The 18074-nt window shown below is 45.1% G+C and carries 16 protein-coding genes and 1 pseudogene; 10 read left to right on the top strand and 7 right to left on the bottom strand.

Features of this window, described 5'->3' with window-relative positions; translation table 11 throughout:
- Positions 1-11: 11 nt before the first annotated feature.
- The 4 genes from VC82_RS00280 (at position 12) to VC82_RS00295 (ending at position 4447) form a co-directional block, all read left to right on the top strand.
- Complete coding sequence (locus tag VC82_RS00280) at positions 12-1178, top strand: ABC transporter substrate-binding protein (protein ID WP_045800621.1); 1167 nt, start codon at positions 12-14, stop codon at positions 1176-1178.
- Entirely contained in the window at positions 1179-2210 is a 1032-nt protein-coding gene (locus VC82_RS00285; RefSeq protein WP_045800622.1) for a FecCD family ABC transporter permease, read from the top strand. It begins immediately after the preceding gene.
- Positions 2210-2986, top strand: coding sequence for an ABC transporter ATP-binding protein (locus tag VC82_RS00290; protein ID WP_045800623.1), 777 nt, complete (start codon positions 2210-2212; stop codon positions 2984-2986). The genes VC82_RS00285 and VC82_RS00290 overlap by 1 nt, the downstream gene beginning before the upstream one ends.
- Before the next feature lie 117 nt (positions 2987-3103).
- Complete coding sequence (locus tag VC82_RS00295; protein ID WP_045800624.1) at positions 3104-4447, top strand: DNA recombination protein RmuC; 1344 nt, start codon at positions 3104-3106, stop codon at positions 4445-4447.
- 14 nt (positions 4448-4461) lie between these two features.
- Here the strand turns inward: VC82_RS00295 and pgl are convergent, their stop codons facing one another.
- On the bottom strand, positions 4462-5175 hold the full coding sequence (gene pgl / locus VC82_RS00300; protein WP_045800625.1) for a 6-phosphogluconolactonase: 714 nt from the start codon (positions 5173-5175) through the stop codon (positions 4462-4464).
- 164 nt (positions 5176-5339) lie between these two features.
- Positions 5340-6875, bottom strand: coding sequence for a glucose-6-phosphate dehydrogenase (zwf, locus tag VC82_RS00305; RefSeq protein WP_045800626.1), 1536 nt, complete (start codon positions 6873-6875; stop codon positions 5340-5342).
- Between the two features lie 126 nt (positions 6876-7001).
- Between zwf and gndA the strand changes: the two genes are divergently transcribed.
- The 3 genes and pseudogenes from gndA (at position 7002) to VC82_RS15940 (ending at position 9579) form a co-directional block, all read left to right on the top strand.
- Positions 7002-8420 (top strand): NADP-dependent phosphogluconate dehydrogenase, encoded by a 1419-nt coding sequence (gene gndA / locus VC82_RS00310; protein WP_045800627.1) that lies wholly within the window; start codon positions 7002-7004, stop codon positions 8418-8420.
- A 308-nt stretch (positions 8421-8728) separates the two neighbouring features.
- A complete protein-coding gene (locus VC82_RS00315) occupies positions 8729-9100 on the top strand; it encodes a DUF2200 domain-containing protein (RefSeq protein ID WP_045803121.1) in 372 nt (123 codons plus the stop codon).
- A 169-nt stretch (positions 9101-9269) separates the two neighbouring features.
- A pseudogene (locus tag VC82_RS15940) lies at positions 9270-9579 on the top strand (CorA family divalent cation transporter).
- Between the two features lie 221 nt (positions 9580-9800).
- Here the strand turns inward: VC82_RS15940 and carB are convergent.
- A complete protein-coding gene (gene carB / locus VC82_RS00325; RefSeq protein ID WP_045800628.1) occupies positions 9801-12653 on the bottom strand; it encodes a carbamoyl-phosphate synthase large subunit in 2853 nt (950 codons plus the stop codon).
- Positions 12654-12740: 87 nt separating this feature from the next.
- A complete protein-coding gene (rpmH, locus tag VC82_RS15340) occupies positions 12741-12899 on the bottom strand; it encodes a 50S ribosomal protein L34 (protein WP_084598129.1) in 159 nt (52 codons plus the stop codon).
- 187 nt (positions 12900-13086) lie between these two features.
- Here rpmH and VC82_RS00330 point away from each other — a divergent pair, with 187 nt between their 5' ends.
- Positions 13087-13602: a membrane protein gene (locus tag VC82_RS00330; RefSeq protein WP_045800629.1), complete on the top strand. Its 516-nt coding sequence runs from the start codon at positions 13087-13089 to the stop codon at positions 13600-13602.
- A gap of 81 nt (positions 13603-13683) precedes the next feature.
- On the opposite strand, the gene VC82_RS00335 is transcribed toward VC82_RS00330, so the two are convergent.
- Positions 13684-14637: a lytic transglycosylase domain-containing protein gene (locus VC82_RS00335; protein WP_045800630.1), complete on the bottom strand. Its 954-nt coding sequence runs from the start codon at positions 14635-14637 to the stop codon at positions 13684-13686.
- 42 nt (positions 14638-14679) lie between these two features.
- On the bottom strand, positions 14680-15315 hold the full coding sequence (locus VC82_RS00340; protein ID WP_045803122.1) for an alpha/beta fold hydrolase: 636 nt from the start codon (positions 15313-15315) through the stop codon (positions 14680-14682).
- A gap of 204 nt (positions 15316-15519) precedes the next feature.
- On the opposite strand from VC82_RS00340, the gene VC82_RS00345 reads away from it, so the two are divergent.
- Complete coding sequence (locus tag VC82_RS00345; protein ID WP_045800631.1) at positions 15520-15813, top strand: GNAT family N-acetyltransferase; 294 nt, start codon at positions 15520-15522, stop codon at positions 15811-15813.
- 32 nt (positions 15814-15845) lie between these two features.
- Here the strand turns inward: VC82_RS00345 and mtaB are convergent, their stop codons facing one another.
- Entirely contained in the window at positions 15846-17171 is a 1326-nt protein-coding gene (gene mtaB / locus VC82_RS00350; protein WP_045800632.1) for a tRNA (N(6)-L-threonylcarbamoyladenosine(37)-C(2))-methylthiotransferase MtaB, read from the bottom strand.
- Between the two features lie 264 nt (positions 17172-17435).
- Between mtaB and VC82_RS00355 the strand changes: the two genes are divergently transcribed.
- Positions 17436-17993: a hypothetical protein gene (locus VC82_RS00355; RefSeq protein ID WP_045800633.1), complete on the top strand. Its 558-nt coding sequence runs from the start codon at positions 17436-17438 to the stop codon at positions 17991-17993.
- Positions 17994-18074 lie beyond the last annotated feature (81 nt).

Raw genomic sequence — 18074 nt, forward strand, 5'->3', positions numbered from 1 at the left:
CTTTTGAACCCATGAAAAAAGTCCGATCAAATCCTTTTGCCATCCTATTGTTCTGTTGTCTTGCCATCGGGTGCCGCAGGCAACAAAAACCATCTGATGCCCTAAAGAGCCCAGCGGAAACAGGGGAAATGGTCACTGTAAGATATGCCCAGGGATTTTCGTTGGAACAAAACACCGATTACACCCTTTTAAAGGTCATGGCCCCGTGGCCCGGAGCGGACAAAGAGTTCAAATATGCGCTGGTTCCAAGGGCGAAATTACCTTCCCTTACCCTGCCCAAAGGGGTCTATGATGCCATTGTACCGGTGCCGGTGCAGACAGTGGTCGTAACCTCGACCACCCATATTCCAGCTTTGGAGTCTTTGGGCGTATTGGACAAGCTGATAGGTTTTCCCGACACCCAATATGTCTCTTCCCCAGCAGCACGGAAATTGATTTCCGAAGAAAAAATCCAAGAACTGGGAAGCAATGAGAGCATCAACACAGAAATGGCCCTGGCGCTCAGACCCGAAGTGCTGGTGGGGTTTGCCATCAACAATCAAAATACGGCCTACCATACCATCGAGAATGCCGGCATACTAGTATTGTACAATGGTGACTGGACCGAGCAATCGCCTTTGGGCAAAGCTGAATGGATAAAGTTTTTTGGCGCCCTGTTCGACAAACAAACCACAGCAGACCGTATTTTCAACGAGATTGAGGCATCGTACCAAAAAGTCAAGTCAATGGCCGCCAAGGCCCATGAGTCGCCCACTGTTTTGAGCGGGGCCCTTTATAAAGACGTGTGGTATATGCCCGGAGGGCAAAGTTGGGCCGCAAGGTTCATCGCCGATGCCAATGCCACGTATCTTTGGAAAGACAGTAAGGGCACGGGAAGCCTTGCCCTGAGCCTCGAAACGGTGCTGGAAAAGGGGCAACAGGCCGATTATTGGATATCGCCTTCCCAATTCACCACATATGAACAGCTGCAATCTGCCAACGACCATTACAAGCGCTTCAAGGCCTTTAAGGAGCGAAACGTTTATACGTTTGCAGCGACCAAGGGCGAAACCGGCGGACTGTTATACTACGAGCTGGCCCCCCAACGACCTGATTTGGTGTTGAAAGATTTGGTACATATCTTTCATCCCATGTTATTGCCCGACCACGAACTGTTCTTTTTCAAACCCATGCAATAAATGTCGGATCAAAAGACCTATAAGGCTCCCTTTCTTTTTCTCTTCTTGGCCTTTTTGGTGGCAGGCCTGCTCAATATAGGATTGGGGTCGGTTTCAATTCCCCTTGGGGCCATGCTAAAAAGCCTCGTAGGACTCCATATCGAAAATGAATCATGGCATTATATTATACACTCCTATCGCTTGCCGAAGGCCGTGACAGCCATTATGGTGGGGGGCGGACTAGCAGTAAGCGGACTGCTCATGCAGACCCTTTTCCGCAATCCCGTGGCCGGCCCTTTTGTGCTGGGCATCAGTTCAGGAGCAAGTTTGGGTGCCGCATTATTGTTGATGGGGGCATCGCTGCTCAGCGGCTATGTTTCCTTTTCAATGGCGAACGATGTTTCATTGGCCGTTGCGGCCAGCGTGGGCAGTTTTTTGGTGCTTCTGGTCATTATGTTGGTGGCCAATAGGGTTCGTGATACCATGGCGCTGCTCATCATCGGGCTTATGTTCGGAAGCATCAGTGCCGCCATCGTAAGCGTTCTGGCTTACTTCTCGCCTGCTGAAAATCTTCAGCGCTTCATTTTTTGGTCTTACGGCAGTGTTGGCAATCTTTCTTGGTCGCAAGTGGGGATACTTTCGTTGGTTGTTTTTTTCGGATTGGTACTGAGCATTTTTTCCATCAAGGGATTGAACGCCTTTCTTCTAGGGGAAAACTATGCCAAAAGCTTGGGGATATCGTTGAAAAAAGCGCGTTACGTCATTATAATCGCCACGGGATTACTGGCCGGAAGCGTTACGGCCTTTGCGGGCCCCATCGCCTTTGTGGGGCTGGCCGTGCCCCATTTGACGCGACAGATCTTCAGCACCATGGAACATAGAATATTACTGCCCGCCGTGTTTCTTTATGGTGCCATATTGATGCTGCTCTGTGACACGCTGGCGCAATTGCCCAGTTCGGCCAATGTGTTGCCCATCAATGCCATAACCTCCATAGTTGGGGCCCCGGTGGTGATTTGGCTGTTGACCAAAAAACGAAAAATGATATTCTGATGGCGGAGAAAAAAAACAGTATATCGGTAGAGGGCCTTTCAATCGGGTTCGGTTCACAGCCCTTGGTCAACAGGCTCCGTTTTCAACTGAACGCTGGAGAGCTTTGCGCCATTGTCGGGGCAAACGGCATTGGCAAGTCGACGCTTTTGAGAACATTGGCCAAGCTTCAGCCCAAGTTGGCGGGTGAAATTTATCTTCATGAAAAAAAAATGCATTCACTAACGCCCAACGACCTGGCCAAAACGTTGAGCGTGGTGCTTACCGAGCCCATCGCCTCAAAAAACCTCACTGTTCAAGAACTCATAGCCCTGGGCAGGCAACCCTATACCAATTGGCTGGGCAATATTTCAAGGAACGACAAAGATGTAATCTTGCAAAGTCTGCATACGTTTGAACTTCATGACATACGCCATAAAAAATGCCACGAACTAAGCGACGGCCAGTTGCAACGGGTGCTCATCGCAAGGGCCATGGCCCAAGACACCTCGATTATTTTATTGGACGAGCCCACCACACACCTAGACCTGCACCATAAGGTGTACATCTTAAAACTGTTGCAACAACTCGCCCATGAATACCAAAAGACCATTCTCTTTACCACTCATGAAATCGGGCTGGCCATTCAACTCTGCGATAAGATGTTGGTGCTTGATGGAAAGGAAAACCCCTTCAACGATCCCTGCCAACTAATCGAAGAGGGGCATTTTGAACGATTGTTTCCCAAAGAAATGGTACAATTTGATCCCAAAACGGGGGGGTTCAAAATAAATAAATGATGCTTTTTCATTTCAGACTGACCGTGAAGGGATCTCTTAACATCTCTTTTTAGATTCCCCCGCGCTTGGTTCTGTTAGAATCACATTAATAGTATCTTTACCTAAAGAATTGACACTATGGATTCAGAACTGCTTTTGATACTCGTGGTATTGGTTTCAGTGGCCATTGGGGCTTTTTTGGGAATGTATGTCCAAAAATTGAAGACCAAGTCGAACGAGGGCGTTTGGCGCGAACGCGAACAGCAACTGAACAATGCCCTCAACAACCTCAATGATAAAATATTGGCCGAGAACGAGGAAAAAAGACAGCTACAATCTGAAAAAGAGCAGTTGGGCAATCAAATTGTCCGTTATCAGGCAGACCTGGAGAACCTGCAGCGGATCAATACCGAACAAAAAGAAGAGGTTGAAAAGCTTCAGGAAAAATTCACCAAGGAGTTTGAAAACCTCGCCAACAAGATTTTGGACGAAAAGTCAAAAAAATTCACCGAGAAGAACGAAGAAAACATCAAGGGCATCCTTACCCCGTTGGAAAAGAAAATAAAAGAGTTCGAAGAAAAGGTAGAGAAATCACAAAAAGAAAATATCAGCATCCACTCTGCCCTGAGAGAGCAACTGCTCAACCTGCAGAGCCAGAACCTAAAGATCACGCAAGAAGCCGAGAACCTCACCAAAGCCCTGAAAGGCGATAGCAAGATGCAGGGCAACTGGGGCGAACTGGTGTTGGAGCGGGTACTTGAGAAGTCCGGACTTGAAAAAGACCGTGAATATAGCGTTCAACAAAGCTTTAAACGTGAAGATGGCAGCCGTGTGATGCCCGATGTGATCATTAATCTACCAGATGGCAAAAAGATGGTGGTCGACTCAAAGGTATCGCTCACCGATTATGAACGCTATGTCAATGCCGATGAAGATGACAAGCCCCGCTTTTTGAAAGACCACCTCACCTCAATCCGCAAACACATCGAACAGCTATCGGCCAAAAAGTATGAGGATCTCTATGAAATGGAGAGTCCTGATTTTGTGTTGATGTTCGTTCCCATAGAACCGGCATTCGCCATCGCCATAAACGAAGATAACTCACTGTATAACAAGGCATTTGAACAAAACATCGTAATCGTTACTCCAGCTACGCTGCTGGCCACATTGCGAACCATCGACACCATGTGGAGCAACGAAAAGCAGCAGCGCAACGCCATTGAGATAGCCCGCCAGGCAGGGGCACTCTATGACAAGTTTGAGGGCTTTGTGACCGACCTCACAAAAGTGGGCAAAAAGATGGATGAGGCCAAGAACGAATACCGCGGGGCCATGAACAAACTGGTCGAAGGCCGTGGCAATATTATCACCAGTATCGAAAAACTGAAGAAGATGGGCGCCAAGGCCAAAAAATCGATTCCCGAACCCATTTTAAATCGTGCTCAGGAAGATGACTTCGAACAATCCAAATTAGAGATGTAGATTTCTCCTTTACCTTAGTTTAAGTTTTGAGCAGCGGCTTCATCCAAAAACCAGTACAACTTTCCTGACTTTGGGTTTACCAACGACGCCGGATATTTTTCATGACCTTCCTCTTTGTTCAAGATTTCACCCACCTTTTCGGCCTTACCGGGCCCTGTGACCAAAAAAACCACCTCTTTGGCCGTGTTGATAACCTTTCCGTTGATCGAAACCCGTTTTTGGCCCGATATGGGGTGGGTGGCCACCACACAATGGTCATTGGCATTCCACAGTTCGATTTCATGCGGAAAGATACTGGCCGTATGCCCGTCATCACCCATGCCCAAGATCACAAGGTCAAATTGGGGAATGTCAGCTACCCTATCAAGATTGATTTCAAGTAAATTTGCATAGCGCATGGCTTCCCTTTTTGGTTCGCTTTCGCCCAAGATTCTATGTATGTTCTCTTTGGGCACCTCAATTTTGGAAAAAAGGTGTTCAAACGTCATTTTGAAATTGCTTTCATCATCGGTGGGCGGTACGCAGCGCTCATCTCCCCAATAAAACTGGATTTTAGACCAATCGATTTGATCTCCATATTCCTTTGCGAGCACATTAAAAACAGTTTTGGGGGTACTGCCCCCCGAAAGGGCCACGTGAAAACTATCCTTACCCTTTACCAAATTGGCAAAGTATTCTGCGAACGCCTTGGCGACCTCCTGTTTGTCCTTATAGATTTTGGTTTCCATAGCCACTAATTGTGAACGTAACGAAGCAATTGCTTCAAAATTAAGACATCTACCAATAACATCGTTTTTGTAATTCATAGACCCGCCCCGACCTAGGCGCTAGAATTGGTTCGACCAAACATTTTATCTGCTCTACCTATGGCAGATTGATGAAGTGAGTCTCACTAACAAATAACGCAATACCCCGGGTCATCGGCCAAATTCTCCCCTGGATTTCGCCAATTACCAGGTCCCTCGATAAGGTCATCGGCATTCTCTGGCCCCCAAACCCCCGCGGCATAGCCGTACATACGAACATTTTTTCCGTTTTGCCAGTAGTCGAGAATGGGGTCTACAAACTCCCAGGCAGCCTCTACCTCATCGGCTCGGGCATAGAGCGTGGCATCACCCTGCATGGCATCGAGCAACAGGCGTTCATAGGCCTGCATCACCCTGGTCTCGGCCAAACAGGAATAATAAAAATCTAGATTGGCCCGCTCAACTTTAAAGCCCTGACCGGGTACCTTGACCCCAAATTTTATCAATATACCCTCATCGGGCTGTATTCTAATGATCAATTTATTGTCTTTACCGCGAATACCTGAGTCTTTGAAAATCTGGTGAGGGGGTGTGTTAAAATGGATGACCACCTCGGTCACCTTGGTGGGCATACGTTTGGCGGTACGCACATAAAACGGTACCCCGTGCCAACGCCAATTATCGACAAAGAACTTAACGGCGGCATAGGTTTCAGTGGTCGAATTTGGAGCTACCCCCTCTTCTTCCCGATATCCCTTTATTTTCTTTCCATCTATTTCAGAAGCCACATATTGGGCACGTATGGTGTTGTTTTTTAAAGTTTCCTCATCCCGCATAATACGCAACGACTTGAGGGCCTTGACCTTTTCATTCCGTATTTCTTCAGGGGCATCGCCAATGGGCGGCTCCATGACCACCAACGAAACAATTTGCAGCAAATGGTTTTGGAACATATCGCGTAGTGCCCCCGATTTATCATAGTACCCGCCGCGCTTTTCAACACCAACACTTTCGGCATTGGTAATTTCAATATGGTGAATATAGATTCGGTTCCATAAAGGTTCAAAAATACTGTTGGCAAAGCGGGTCACCAATAGGTTTTGTACCGTCTCTTTGCCCAAGTAATGGTCAATACGGTATATCTGCGATTCATCGAAAAACCTTTGTAGGCCCCTGTTCAGCTCTTTGGCGGTTTTAAGACTATAGCCGAAGGGTTTCTCCACAATAATATGTTTCCAACCATTGTTTTGTGTATTTAGGTCGGCATTGGCCAAATTTTTAACGATGGTTTCGTACAAAGTGGGCGGGGTAGAGAGATAATAGATGATATTACCCCCGGTATTGAACATATCGTTCAAATCTTCGATACGGTTTCTCAGTTGTTGGTAATCCGAATCATAAGAGCTGCCCACATCCTCATAAAAAAACCTTTTTGCAAACCCCTTGATCTGTTCATCAGATGCACCGTTGTCATTTTCATCGCTCAAATGGGGGCTGTCCAACACCACTCGTTTTCGAAAGGCCCCGTCTGTCAAATCGCTTCTGCTGACCCCCAATACCACAAAATTTTGGGGAAGCTCGCCAGCACGGTACAACTTAAAAAGTGCCGGCACCAATTTACGGGCGGTCAGGTCGCCTGACGCACCAAAAATTACCAGCATCTGGTCAGCGGTGGTTTTCATACGAAAAAAACGATTGAGATGTGAACCCCATTAAATTTTGAGGTTCACGAATATAAGGTTTATTTTAGGTTTGCCTTAGCCCGTTGGGCATGCAAAAGGAGGATTAACTTGTAGAAAAAAATAAGAATGGCAGTAGCGAACTATGATTTCGGATTGGTAGGATTGGGTGTTATGGGAAGAAATTTCATCCTCAACGTGGCCGACAATGGCTTTACGGCCTTTGGCAATGATTTGGATGCCAAAAAGGTGAAGGCATTGATCAAAGAAGGCGGCAATACTGAAAAAGTGAACGCCTCTACCGATGCAAAAACCTTTGTCGATTCGCTAAAGCTGCCCAGAAAGATCATGCTCTTGGTGCCCGCGGGAAAAATTGTGGATACCGTGATCGAAAACCTATTGCCCTTGTTGAAAGAGGGCGATATCATTATCGATGGGGGAAATTCCTTTTTTACCGATACAGATCGCCGGGAGGCCTATTTGAAAAAGAAGGGCATCCACTTTTTTGGGGCGGGCATTTCAGGCGGGGCCAAAGGTGCCCGGTTGGGCCCCAGTATCATGCCCGGTGGCTCTCGGGAAGCCTACCAACATGTAAAACCTATTTTCGAGGCTGTGGCCGCCAAATACAAGGGAGAGCCGTGTGTGGCTTATCTCGGTCCCAAATCAGCAGGAAATTATGTAAAAATGGTGCACAACGGCATTGAGTACGGCCTCATGCAATTGACATTGGAGATTTACGATTTTTTGAAAAAAGCGGCCAAACTCTCCAATGCAGAACTGCACCAGACCTTTAAAAAGTGGAATGAAGGTCGCCTGCAGTCGTTTCTGGTCGAGATCACATCAAAGATCTTGGCACAAAAGGATGACTTGACCGACAACCATCTGGTCGATATGATTCTGGACAAGGCCAAACAAAAGGGCACCGGCAAATGGACCTCGCAGAACGCCATGGACTTGGGGATACCCGTGCCCACTATAGATATAGCCGTGAGCATGCGTGAGATCTCGGCCCTCAAGGCCGAGCGCACCAAAGCCGATGAATTGTACGATAGGCCTATGGTAAAGCCGTTGGACAAGAAAGATGCCATTGAAAAAGCCGAGAAGGCCCTCTATTTTGCCTTTATCATGGCCTATGCCCAGGGCATGCACCAATTGGCCGATGCCTCAGAAGAATACGGCTATGAATTGGATCTGGGCGAAATCGCCAAAATTTGGCGCGCAGGTTGCATTATCCGCGCGGCCTTGTTGGCAGATATTACCGAAGCGTACCGGTCTGAACCACGACTGCAGAACCTATTGCTCTCTAAATCGTTTGCCGAAAAGATACGGTCCACGGTCGATGCCGCCCGCGAATTGGTTTCTTATGGGGCCACCAATGGCATACCGCTGCCCGGACTCTCCAATTCTTTGACCTATTTTGATGCCTATACCTCTGAACGTTTGCCGCTGAATTTGATACAGGCACAGCGCGATTACTTTGGTTCGCATACCTATGAGCGTGTTGATAGGGAAGGTATTTTTCATACAAACTGGCACGACAATGTTTAGGCTTTATACTTTTGAACAAAAAGTAAAGACGCATGTTTAAGTTTCCAAAATAGTGCAATTAAGATAATAAAGGCCTGCTTAGAGATAAGATTACGTCGAACTGTGCACGAACTATTCCATGAGTCAACAAGAATTTATCGGCCGCCCATCTTCGCGGCATACCACATAATAGTCACAATACCTTCGAAAAAACTTATTGGATTTTTAACTATATTTCCATTAACATCGAGCTTAATGAACCAATTCGTACATTGTTGGCACAGATTTGGCTCAAAGCGCCGCGGTTGAAACAATTAAACCCATCGATTATGAAAGTTACCGCCGAAAAAAATGAAAAGGTTGCCAATATGATTTTTGCATCTATTTATCCCCTTTACCTTAATAGATTGGAAAAAAATGGAAGAACAAAAGAAGAGCTAGATCAGGTAATCAAATGGTTCACTGGTTTCGATCAAGATGCATTGCAAGCGCTTATTGATGAGAAAGCGACTGTAAGAACATTTTTTCAAAAAGCCAACATAAATCCCAATGCACACTTGATCAAAGGAGTCGTTTGCGGTTATCGAATTGAAGAAATTGAGGATGAATTTGAATTGTATAAACAATGTCGGCGTTTGGAAAAGCTGATTGATGAATTGGCAAAAGGTCGAAAAATTGAAAAAATTTTTCGAAAAGAATAGAAATTAAACTGGCGTCAACTCGGTATTCTATGAAAAGTTTGGCATTCCCAACCTAAAAGCAAAATAAGGGCAACATAAATATCCATTCTGCTGCTAGCAACATAATTGAAAAGCAACGATTCTTTCGGCCATCTTAAAAAGCAAGTTTTTTCCAAAGAACAATTATGAAATGTTGCGGGTAATGATCAAAGACGTCGGTTCATTGCTAGATCACACTAGTTTCAATTTTGAACGGTTGGAATTTCTACAAAATACATTTCTTGGGTTGGTGGACATGGAACAAAACCGTATCATCAAAATTTTTACAGTGGTCACCATTGTCTTTTATGCCCCCAACACTGATTGCCAGCATATATGGCATGAACTTTCATTTTATGCCTGAATTGGATAAACAATGGGGCTACCCATTTGCCATTCTCTTGATGATCATGTCCTCACTGCTTACCTTACTTTTCTTCAAACGAAAAAATTGGCTGTAAGGCAAGAATAGGATGTAACCTATCACACAATTTTATTTAATGAAGGATTTGAAACAAATGCCACGACCATACTCGTTAGATGTACAAAATAAAGGGGGGCGGATTTCAAAAACTTTTTTCGAAAGGATTACCGACGCTTCAGTACAACTTCCCTAAACCGGGGAATGTTGCCGTAGTATAGTTCTTGATGAATTTAGTATGAAGTATTGTTTGCCAAGTCTCTACTTCGACAAATACATCTTTCTTCTTGAGTACAAGTTGTAGAAATCGTCGTCCTTTAAACTATCAATAAAAAGAATGCTCTCGCCGGTACTCTTCATCTCAGGACCCAGGTTTTTATTCACATTTGGGAACTTATTAAAAGAGAATACCGGCTGCTTGATGGCATAGCCCTCCAGTTTAGGGTTGAAATTGAAATCTTTGATTTTCTTTTTGCCCAACATCACCTTGGTCGCATAATTAACATACGGTTCACCATAGGCCTTTGCAATAAACGGCACGGTTCGCGAAGCACGTGGATTGGCCTCAATAACATAAACCGTATCATCTTTTATGGCGAACTGTATATTGATCAGCCCAACAGTGTTCAATGCCAAAGCAATTTTTCTGGTATGGTCTTTAATCTGCTGTATGACAAATTCACCCAAATTGAACGGTGGCAGGGTAGCGTTAGAGTCGCCCGAGTGGATGCCGCATGGCTCAATATGCTCCATGATGCCGATGATATAAACTTCCTCCCCATCGCAAATAGCATCGGCCTCGGCTTCAATGGCACCATCTAAATAATGGTCGAGCAGCAATTTGTTGTTCGGAATCTTACGCAGCAAATCCACTACATGGGCCTCGAGGTCTTGTTTATTGATAACAATTTTCATTCCCTGACCACCCAATACGTACGAAGGTCGCACCAACAGTGGAAATCCGAGCTCATCGGCCAGCTCCAATGCTTCCTCGGCACTTTCGGCGGTTCCAAAACGCGGATAGGGAATGTTGTTTTCTTTAAGCAATGTTGAAAAGCTTCCCCGGTCTTCGGCCAAATCCAACGACTGAAAACTGGTTCCGATGATCTTAATACCGTATTTGTCAAGCTTCTCGGCCAATTTCAAGGCTGTCTGTCCGCCCAACTGCACAATCACCCCCTCAGGCTTTTCATGAAGGATTATATCGTAAATATGCTCCCAAAAAACAGGTTCGAAGTATAGTTTATCGGCCGTATCAAAATCGGTAGAAACAGTTTCAGGGTTGCAGTTGATCATAATGGTCTCATACCCACATTCGGCCGCCGCCAATACGCCGTGCACGCAGCAATAATCAAATTCGATACCCTGCCCGATACGGTTGGGGCCCGAGCCCAAGACCACTATTTTCTTTCTGTCTGAGGCCTCACTGTCGTTGGCAACATACCGCTTGCCATCGGGAGTTTCGATTTCTTCCTCAAAGGTCGAGTAATAATACGGGGTCAGTGCCTTGAACTCGGCGGCACAGGTATCGACCAGCTTATAGACCCGCTTGATGTTCAGATCCATCCGCTTTTTGTGTACCTCACTCTCCCAACAATCGAGCATATGGGCAATCTGGCGATCGGCAAATCCTTTTTGCTTTGCTTCGAGCAAAAGGGCCTTTGGCAGGGTGGCGATGGTATATTTTGAAATCTCCTGCTCCAACAAATGCAGTTCTTCATATTGCTTCAAGAACCACATATCGATTTTTGTTATTTCATGGATGCGTTTCAGGGGAATTCCCAATTGAATCGCATCATAGATGACAAAAACCCTGTCCCAACTGGGTACGGTCAATTTTTGGATGATGGTCTCGTAATCTTTATATCCCTTGCCATCGGCCCCCAGGCCGTTGCGTTTGATCTCAAGTGATTGGGTGGCCTTGTGCAGGGCCTCTTGAAAAGAACGGCCAATGCCCATCACCTCGCCCACCGATTTCATCTGCAGGCCAAGGGTTCTGTCTGAGCCATCGAATTTGTCAAAGTTCCAACGTGGGATCTTCACGATCACATAATCCAATGTCGGTTCAAACAGGGCCGAGGTTGATTTGGTAATCTGGTTATCAAGCTCATCCAACGTATAGCCAATGGCCAATTTGGCAGCAATTTTCGCAATCGGATACCCCGTGGCCTTTGATGCAAGGGCAGAAGAGCGCGATACCCTTGGGTTGATTTCAATGGCGATAATGTCTTCTTTCTCATCAGGACTAACAGCAAACTGTACGTTACAGCCCCCGGCAAAATCACCGATGCTCCGCATCATATGGATGGCCATGTCGCGCATGCGCTGAAAGGTTCGGTCAGATAGGGTCATGGCCGGGGCCACGGTGATCGAATCACCGGTATGGATGCCCATGGGATCCATGTTTTCGATGGTACAGATAATGACCACGTTGTCGTTCTTGTCGCGCAACAGCTCCAACTCATATTCTTTCCAGCCCATGAGCGCCTTGTCGATCATTACCTCGTGAATGGGCGATACCTCCAACGCGTGGCTCAATTGGTTGTCGAATTTTTCAGGGTCGTATACAATTGATGCCCCTGCCCCACCTAGGGTAAAAGAAGCACGGATCACCAAGGGGAAGCCAAATTCTTGTGCGATCTCCTTTCCCTTCAAAAAGGAAGTGGCCGAGGCCTGGGGGGGCATGCCCACCCCGATTTTGAGCATCAATTCTCGAAACTTCTCCCGGTCTTCGGTAATGTTTATGGCATCGATATCGACCCCTATGATCTCTACCCCAAAATCTTCCCAAATACCCTTTTCATCAGCCTCGATACAAAGATTCAGTGCCGTTTGCCCGCCCATGGTCGGCAACACCGCATCGATATTCGGATGTTTCTTAAGAATCTCAATGATCGATTTGGTGTTCAGCGGCTTCAGGTACACATGATCGGCCATTTTGGGGTCGGTCATGATCGTGGCCGGATTACTGTTGATCAAGACGGTTTCGATGCCATCTTCACGCAATGAGCGCAAAGCCTGAGACCCAGAATAGTCAAATTCACAAGCTTGGCCGATAATGATCGGACCTGAACCGATAATCAAAATTGATTTGAGATCTTCTCTTTTGGGCATTTTTGTAAGGGTATTTATTCGTTATAGTACAAAAAAAAGGTGCTACCGTTGAAAGTAACACCTTTTTTCAATTCTGTTGCAATGTCATTATTTCTTATGTCTTGGCTCAGATGAAACAGACAATTTCTTTCTTCCTTTGGCCCTTCTTCGGGCAAGAACCTTTCGGCCATTGGCAGTTGCCATTCGCTCTCTAAAGCCATGCTTGTTTCTTCTCTTTCGCTTCGATGGCTGATACGTTCTTTTCATGCGTGAAATTTTTTATGGATTCAGGATAGTTTTGTTTCGACTACCCAAAAAATTCTGGGCGCAAATATACAAAGAGTTTTTACTTCAACAAGCGAGTTGAAAAAAATTATTCAACAAGTTTTGTTACTTTTGTGGGCCCAAAAATGTCTGGCATGGGCCAAGAATTCATCATAAAACAAACATTTAAATGTTCCATAAAAACATAAAAATAGTGATTGCCGCCCTTATTGTGGGGTATGCAGGATATCAGTTCGTGGAAGGTGAAATCGGCAACGGTATTTTTTTGATCCTGCTTTCGCTGGTCTTCATATTTCTGTACTTCAGGAACGAATTTATTCTGATGGCTTTCTTGAGGATGCGCAAACAAGATCTGGAGGGCACCCAAAAATGGCTTTCAAAAATCAAGAATCCTGAAGCGGCCTTGGTAAAGAAACAACAGGGGTACTACAACTACTTGCATGGTATCATCTACTCGCAAAAGAACCTGACCCAAGCAGAAAAATACTTCCGAAAAGCACTGAAACTTGGCCTTAACATGGATTATGATGTGGCCATGGCGAAATTGAGCCTTGCGGGCATAGCCATGCAGAAACGGAGAAAGCGTGAGGCCACTACCCTACTTCAAGAAGCCAAAAAGCTCGATAAGAACAATATGCTCACCGAGCAGATAAAGATGATGCAACAACAAATGAAGCGAATTTAGCTCTACTAAATTCGCTTCGTTTGTAAAAAATCAAATTCCAATAAAAACAGTATCAAAAAAATGGAATTTGGAATTTGGAAATTACCGTGTTTCACGGTAATACCCCTTGTTCGGTATCTCAATCACATATTTCTTGCCTGAGGCATTGTTCAGATGCGGCTCGCGAAGCCAGGGGTTGTGTCGCTTCAACACTTTATAGTTGATTTCGTACAGCTGTGCGAAATCGGCCCAACTGGCTACCGTCGTGTCAACCTCCACCGAAAATGTGGGCACTGCCTCGTATAAATCGTCTTCCTCTAGCTCAAAGCCATATTTTTCAGGGTGCGAAAGAATTTCCTTTATGGCCATGATCCGAAAAACGTAACGGCCCGTTTCTTCACCCAAGAGCAAATCGTAGTAGTCATCTGCCTTTTGGATCTTCATGTATTTTTGGATGCCCGCAGGGCCGGCATTGTACGCCGCAGCGGTCAGCGTCCAAGTGCCAAAGCGCTCTTTCCATTTCTTTAGGTACTCACAGGCCACCTGGGTCGCCTTTTCAACATGGTAGCGCTCATCTACATTGCTGTTGACCTCGAGACCATATTCACGGCCGGTTGTCTTCATGATCTGCCAGAAACCTGTAGCACCTGCAGGTGAGACCACATTTTGCAATCCGCTCTCTGCCACCGCCAAATACTTGAAATCATCCGGAATTCCGTTTTTGGCCAAAATGGGTTCTATGATCGGAAAGTACTTATTGGCCCGTTTCATTAACAAAAGCGCATTGGACTGCCAATAGGTGTTGACCAAGAATTCACGGTCTACGCGCTCCATGATCTCAGGGTCGTCAAGCGGTACGGGCTCTCCCGCAAAATTCAAATCTTCAGGAATATCAATGGCGCTGATCTTATAGCCATCACTGACATTCTTGTCTTCTTCCTTTATCTGGACTGCTTCGCCCTTCTCTGTTTCCGTGCTCGATTGAACGGCATATACCAAACTGCCCAACACAAAAAGGGCACCGATAGCGGCCAATATATTCTTGAGGTACTTCATGTTGCTATACTGTTATTTGTTTGCAAGTTACTATTTACAACTCTACGATTTCAAAATAATTGTGGGCAGGTGCTCATTGAACCACTTGGCACGGTGTATGATCATGGTGTGGGTGCCATTTTTTACTACGATGCAATGCTTGATCTTTGACATGGGAAAAACAGCATCCTTTTCACCATGAATATGCACCAAATTCTTGGGCGGTACGGTTTGGTTCCAATTTACGCACTGGTCAATCGACCAATCAATGTAATATTTATCGCGTACCCCCAAGTACTGTTCGTACAAATGCAACCGTTTGGTAACCGTTTCACCAAAGGCATACTTGGCCAACAGTTCAACATTGTTGACCATGCCCGTGGGCAATAGCTTGTGAACCTTGGTGTATTTGGCAAAGAGCATACGCTTGGGCAGCTCATTCTTGCTTTTTACTGATGAGATGATGATGATTTTTTTGGTTGGGATGTACTTGGCCATTTCTTGCACCAACATGCCCCCAAACGAAACGCCAACCAAAACACTGTTGTCGTGGGCGATCTGTTTGCACATTTGACGGGCGTACTGCTCAAACGACATTCCCTTTTCAGGAATGAACCATGCCAATCGGTGCACCTCAAAAGAATTCTCGGGCAATTTTATACCGTCAAAAATGGTCGGGCTCGCCGCCATGCCCGGCATCAGGTACACGGCAATTTTATTGGTCTGCTTATCTTGCCTATGGTCGATCAAAATAGGATATTCGGTATATTTTAACTACTTTTGTATCAGATTTGTAACGGGAAATTCCCTTTTTGCAAATTTTTCTATCATTTAAATTCCAAAAAATTACGTGTCTAGAACACCGTAATTTTTTTGTCTGGTGCCAAAATTAAACTAAACTATATGATTGAAATGGAAATCAAGGACAATAGTTTCTTGCGTCAATTTGAAACTAGGGTCGATGGGCATCTTGCCAAAATCGAGTACTCTTCACAGGACCGCAAGATTTTTTTGACCAAACTGGTGATACCAGAAGAAGTTTCTAAAGAAGGTTTTAAAGAAGACTTCATCAAAGCAGTGCTCAACCACATTCAAGAACAAAATCTGAGAGTGGTACCCACAAGCCCCCATATTGCAGGCTTTTTGAGAAAAAATCGACAGTACAAAGAAATGCTCCCTGTAGGCATACGGATCTGAAAAAAAATCATCCCGCCATCGAGCGGGATTTTTTATGCCAGCATTTTTTCCTCTACAAATTCAAACCGAACCAACCCATCCTCATCGATTGAGGTCAGCTCCACTTCATGTAGCGTGTTTACCAATTCAGGGTTCCAAGGTGCCTTGACCTTTACGTAGTTTTCGGTAAACCCGTGAACATACCCCTCTTTGTTCTCCCCTTCGAACAAAACAGTTCTAACAGTGCCCAACTGGCTTTCGTAAAAGGCACGGCGTTTTTTGGCCGATAGCCCTCGCAACATTTTGCTACGCTTGCTGCGTACGCTCTTCGGAACGACCCCCTGCATTTCGGCGGCCAGCGTATTCTCGCGCTCAGAATAGGTGAATACGTGCAGGTACGAAATATCAAGCTCGTTCAGAAAATGATAGGCCTGTAAGAAATCCTCGTCCGTCTCCCCCGGAAAGCCCACAATCACATCGACCCCGATACAGGCATGGGGCATTACTTCTTTGATGCGTTTTACACGATCTACATATAGATTGGTCAAATAACGCCTTCGCATCAATTTCAAAATCTTATCGCTACCACTTTGCAACGGAATATGGAAATGGGGTACAAAACACTTGCTGTTGGCCACAAAATCGATGGTCTCGTTCTTTAAAAGATTTGGTTCGATTGATGAAATACGCAGTCGGTGAATGCCCTCCACCTCATCCAGTGCCTGCACCAGTTCAAAAAAGGTATGTTCGTGCTTCTTATTGCCGAATTCACCTTTACCATAGTCCCCGATGTTTACGCCCGTTAGCACGATTTCTTTAATGCCTTTGGACGAAATCTCCTTAGCATTCCGCAAAACATTTTCAAGGGTATCGCTGCGCGAAATGCCCCGCGCCAAGGGTATGGTACAGTAGGTACATTTGTAATCACAGCCATCCTGCACCTTTAAAAAGGCTCGGGTACGGTCGCCAATGGCGTAACTGCCCACATAAAAATCGGCCTCCTCTATTTCGCAAGAATGTACCTCGCCCCTTTCGTTTTTGGTAAGGTCGTTCAGGTAATCGGTAATCTTAAACTTCTCGGTGGCCCCCAAGACAAGGTCTACCCCATCCACCGCAGCAAGCTCCTCAGGTTTCAGTTGGGCATAACAACCTATGGCAATGACAAACGCTTCTGGATTGGCTTTCTGCGCTTGTCTTACGATTATCTTGAAACGTTTGTCGGCGTTTTCAGTGACCGAACAGGTGTTGATGACATAGATATCGGCCGCCTCAGAAAAATCAACACGTTGAAAGCCCTCGCTCTCAAAGCCCCGTGCAATGGTCGAGGTCTCTGAAAAGTTAAGCTTGCAACCCAGCGTGTAAAAAGCGACTTTTTTCATTCTACAGAGGCCTTTTTTATGTGAGGCAAAGATAATCAATTGACTACAGTCATCGCTAGGTTAAAAATGTTTTGAAATCTCTTGTTATCAATTAAATTCCACCAGCATCTGAAATTGTAATAATTTCCTCTTATGCTCGTTATCTTCATTACAAGCATTAAACTGAGTTTGTCTTATACAATCAGTCAGATTCAAAAGACTTCAAAGATAGCTTTCGAAAAATATTGGATATGATTAACCAGTTTTGATTCAACTAACCTGAAAATGAGTGATTTAAATATTTCAAAAATGAAAAAGTGGATTAAAGGAGCCCTGTTATTTGCTATATTAGGGACTATTTTACTTGGCTGTAAAAAAGACGATGGTGTGGACGGAGGAACTCTTGGTGGCTCCTTTACATTGGATGGAACGACCTATATTTTGGATAAGGGATTCATTATAGATAAAGGAGGAGAGTATTATATTATTCTTACCTCAACTGGCATATCAGCGACCCCCGGAGGTGGAGACGCATTTGTAGGAAAAGGAGATCTTGTTTCTTTGGCTTTGATTTCTTCCTCGCCTAATTCTTTTGAACCAGGAACTTTTACCTATGATAGTACTAAAAGTAAAATCCCTGGTACAATAGAAAATGTTGGCGCAGCTTTCGATACCGTCTTTGATACAGAAACAGATATAGATGATTTTAATTTGGAGGTTACTGAAGGAACTGCTTCAGTTTCATTGTCGGAAGATATCTATACCGTAACTTTCAACATTACTGTATCAACAAGTTCATATGAAGGTTCTTTCTCAGGAATGTTGACAGAGTTAATAGATTAGAGGGTGTTTTTATTACCACATAGCACATAATTTTACGTGATTATAGAGCTATTGGGTAAAAAAATAGATGCTCAATTCAGT

It is taken from the genome of Flagellimonas lutaonensis, from assembly GCF_000963865.1.
In the GTDB taxonomy this organism is placed as follows: Bacteria; Bacteroidota; Bacteroidia; order Flavobacteriales; family Flavobacteriaceae; genus Flagellimonas_A; species Flagellimonas_A lutaonensis.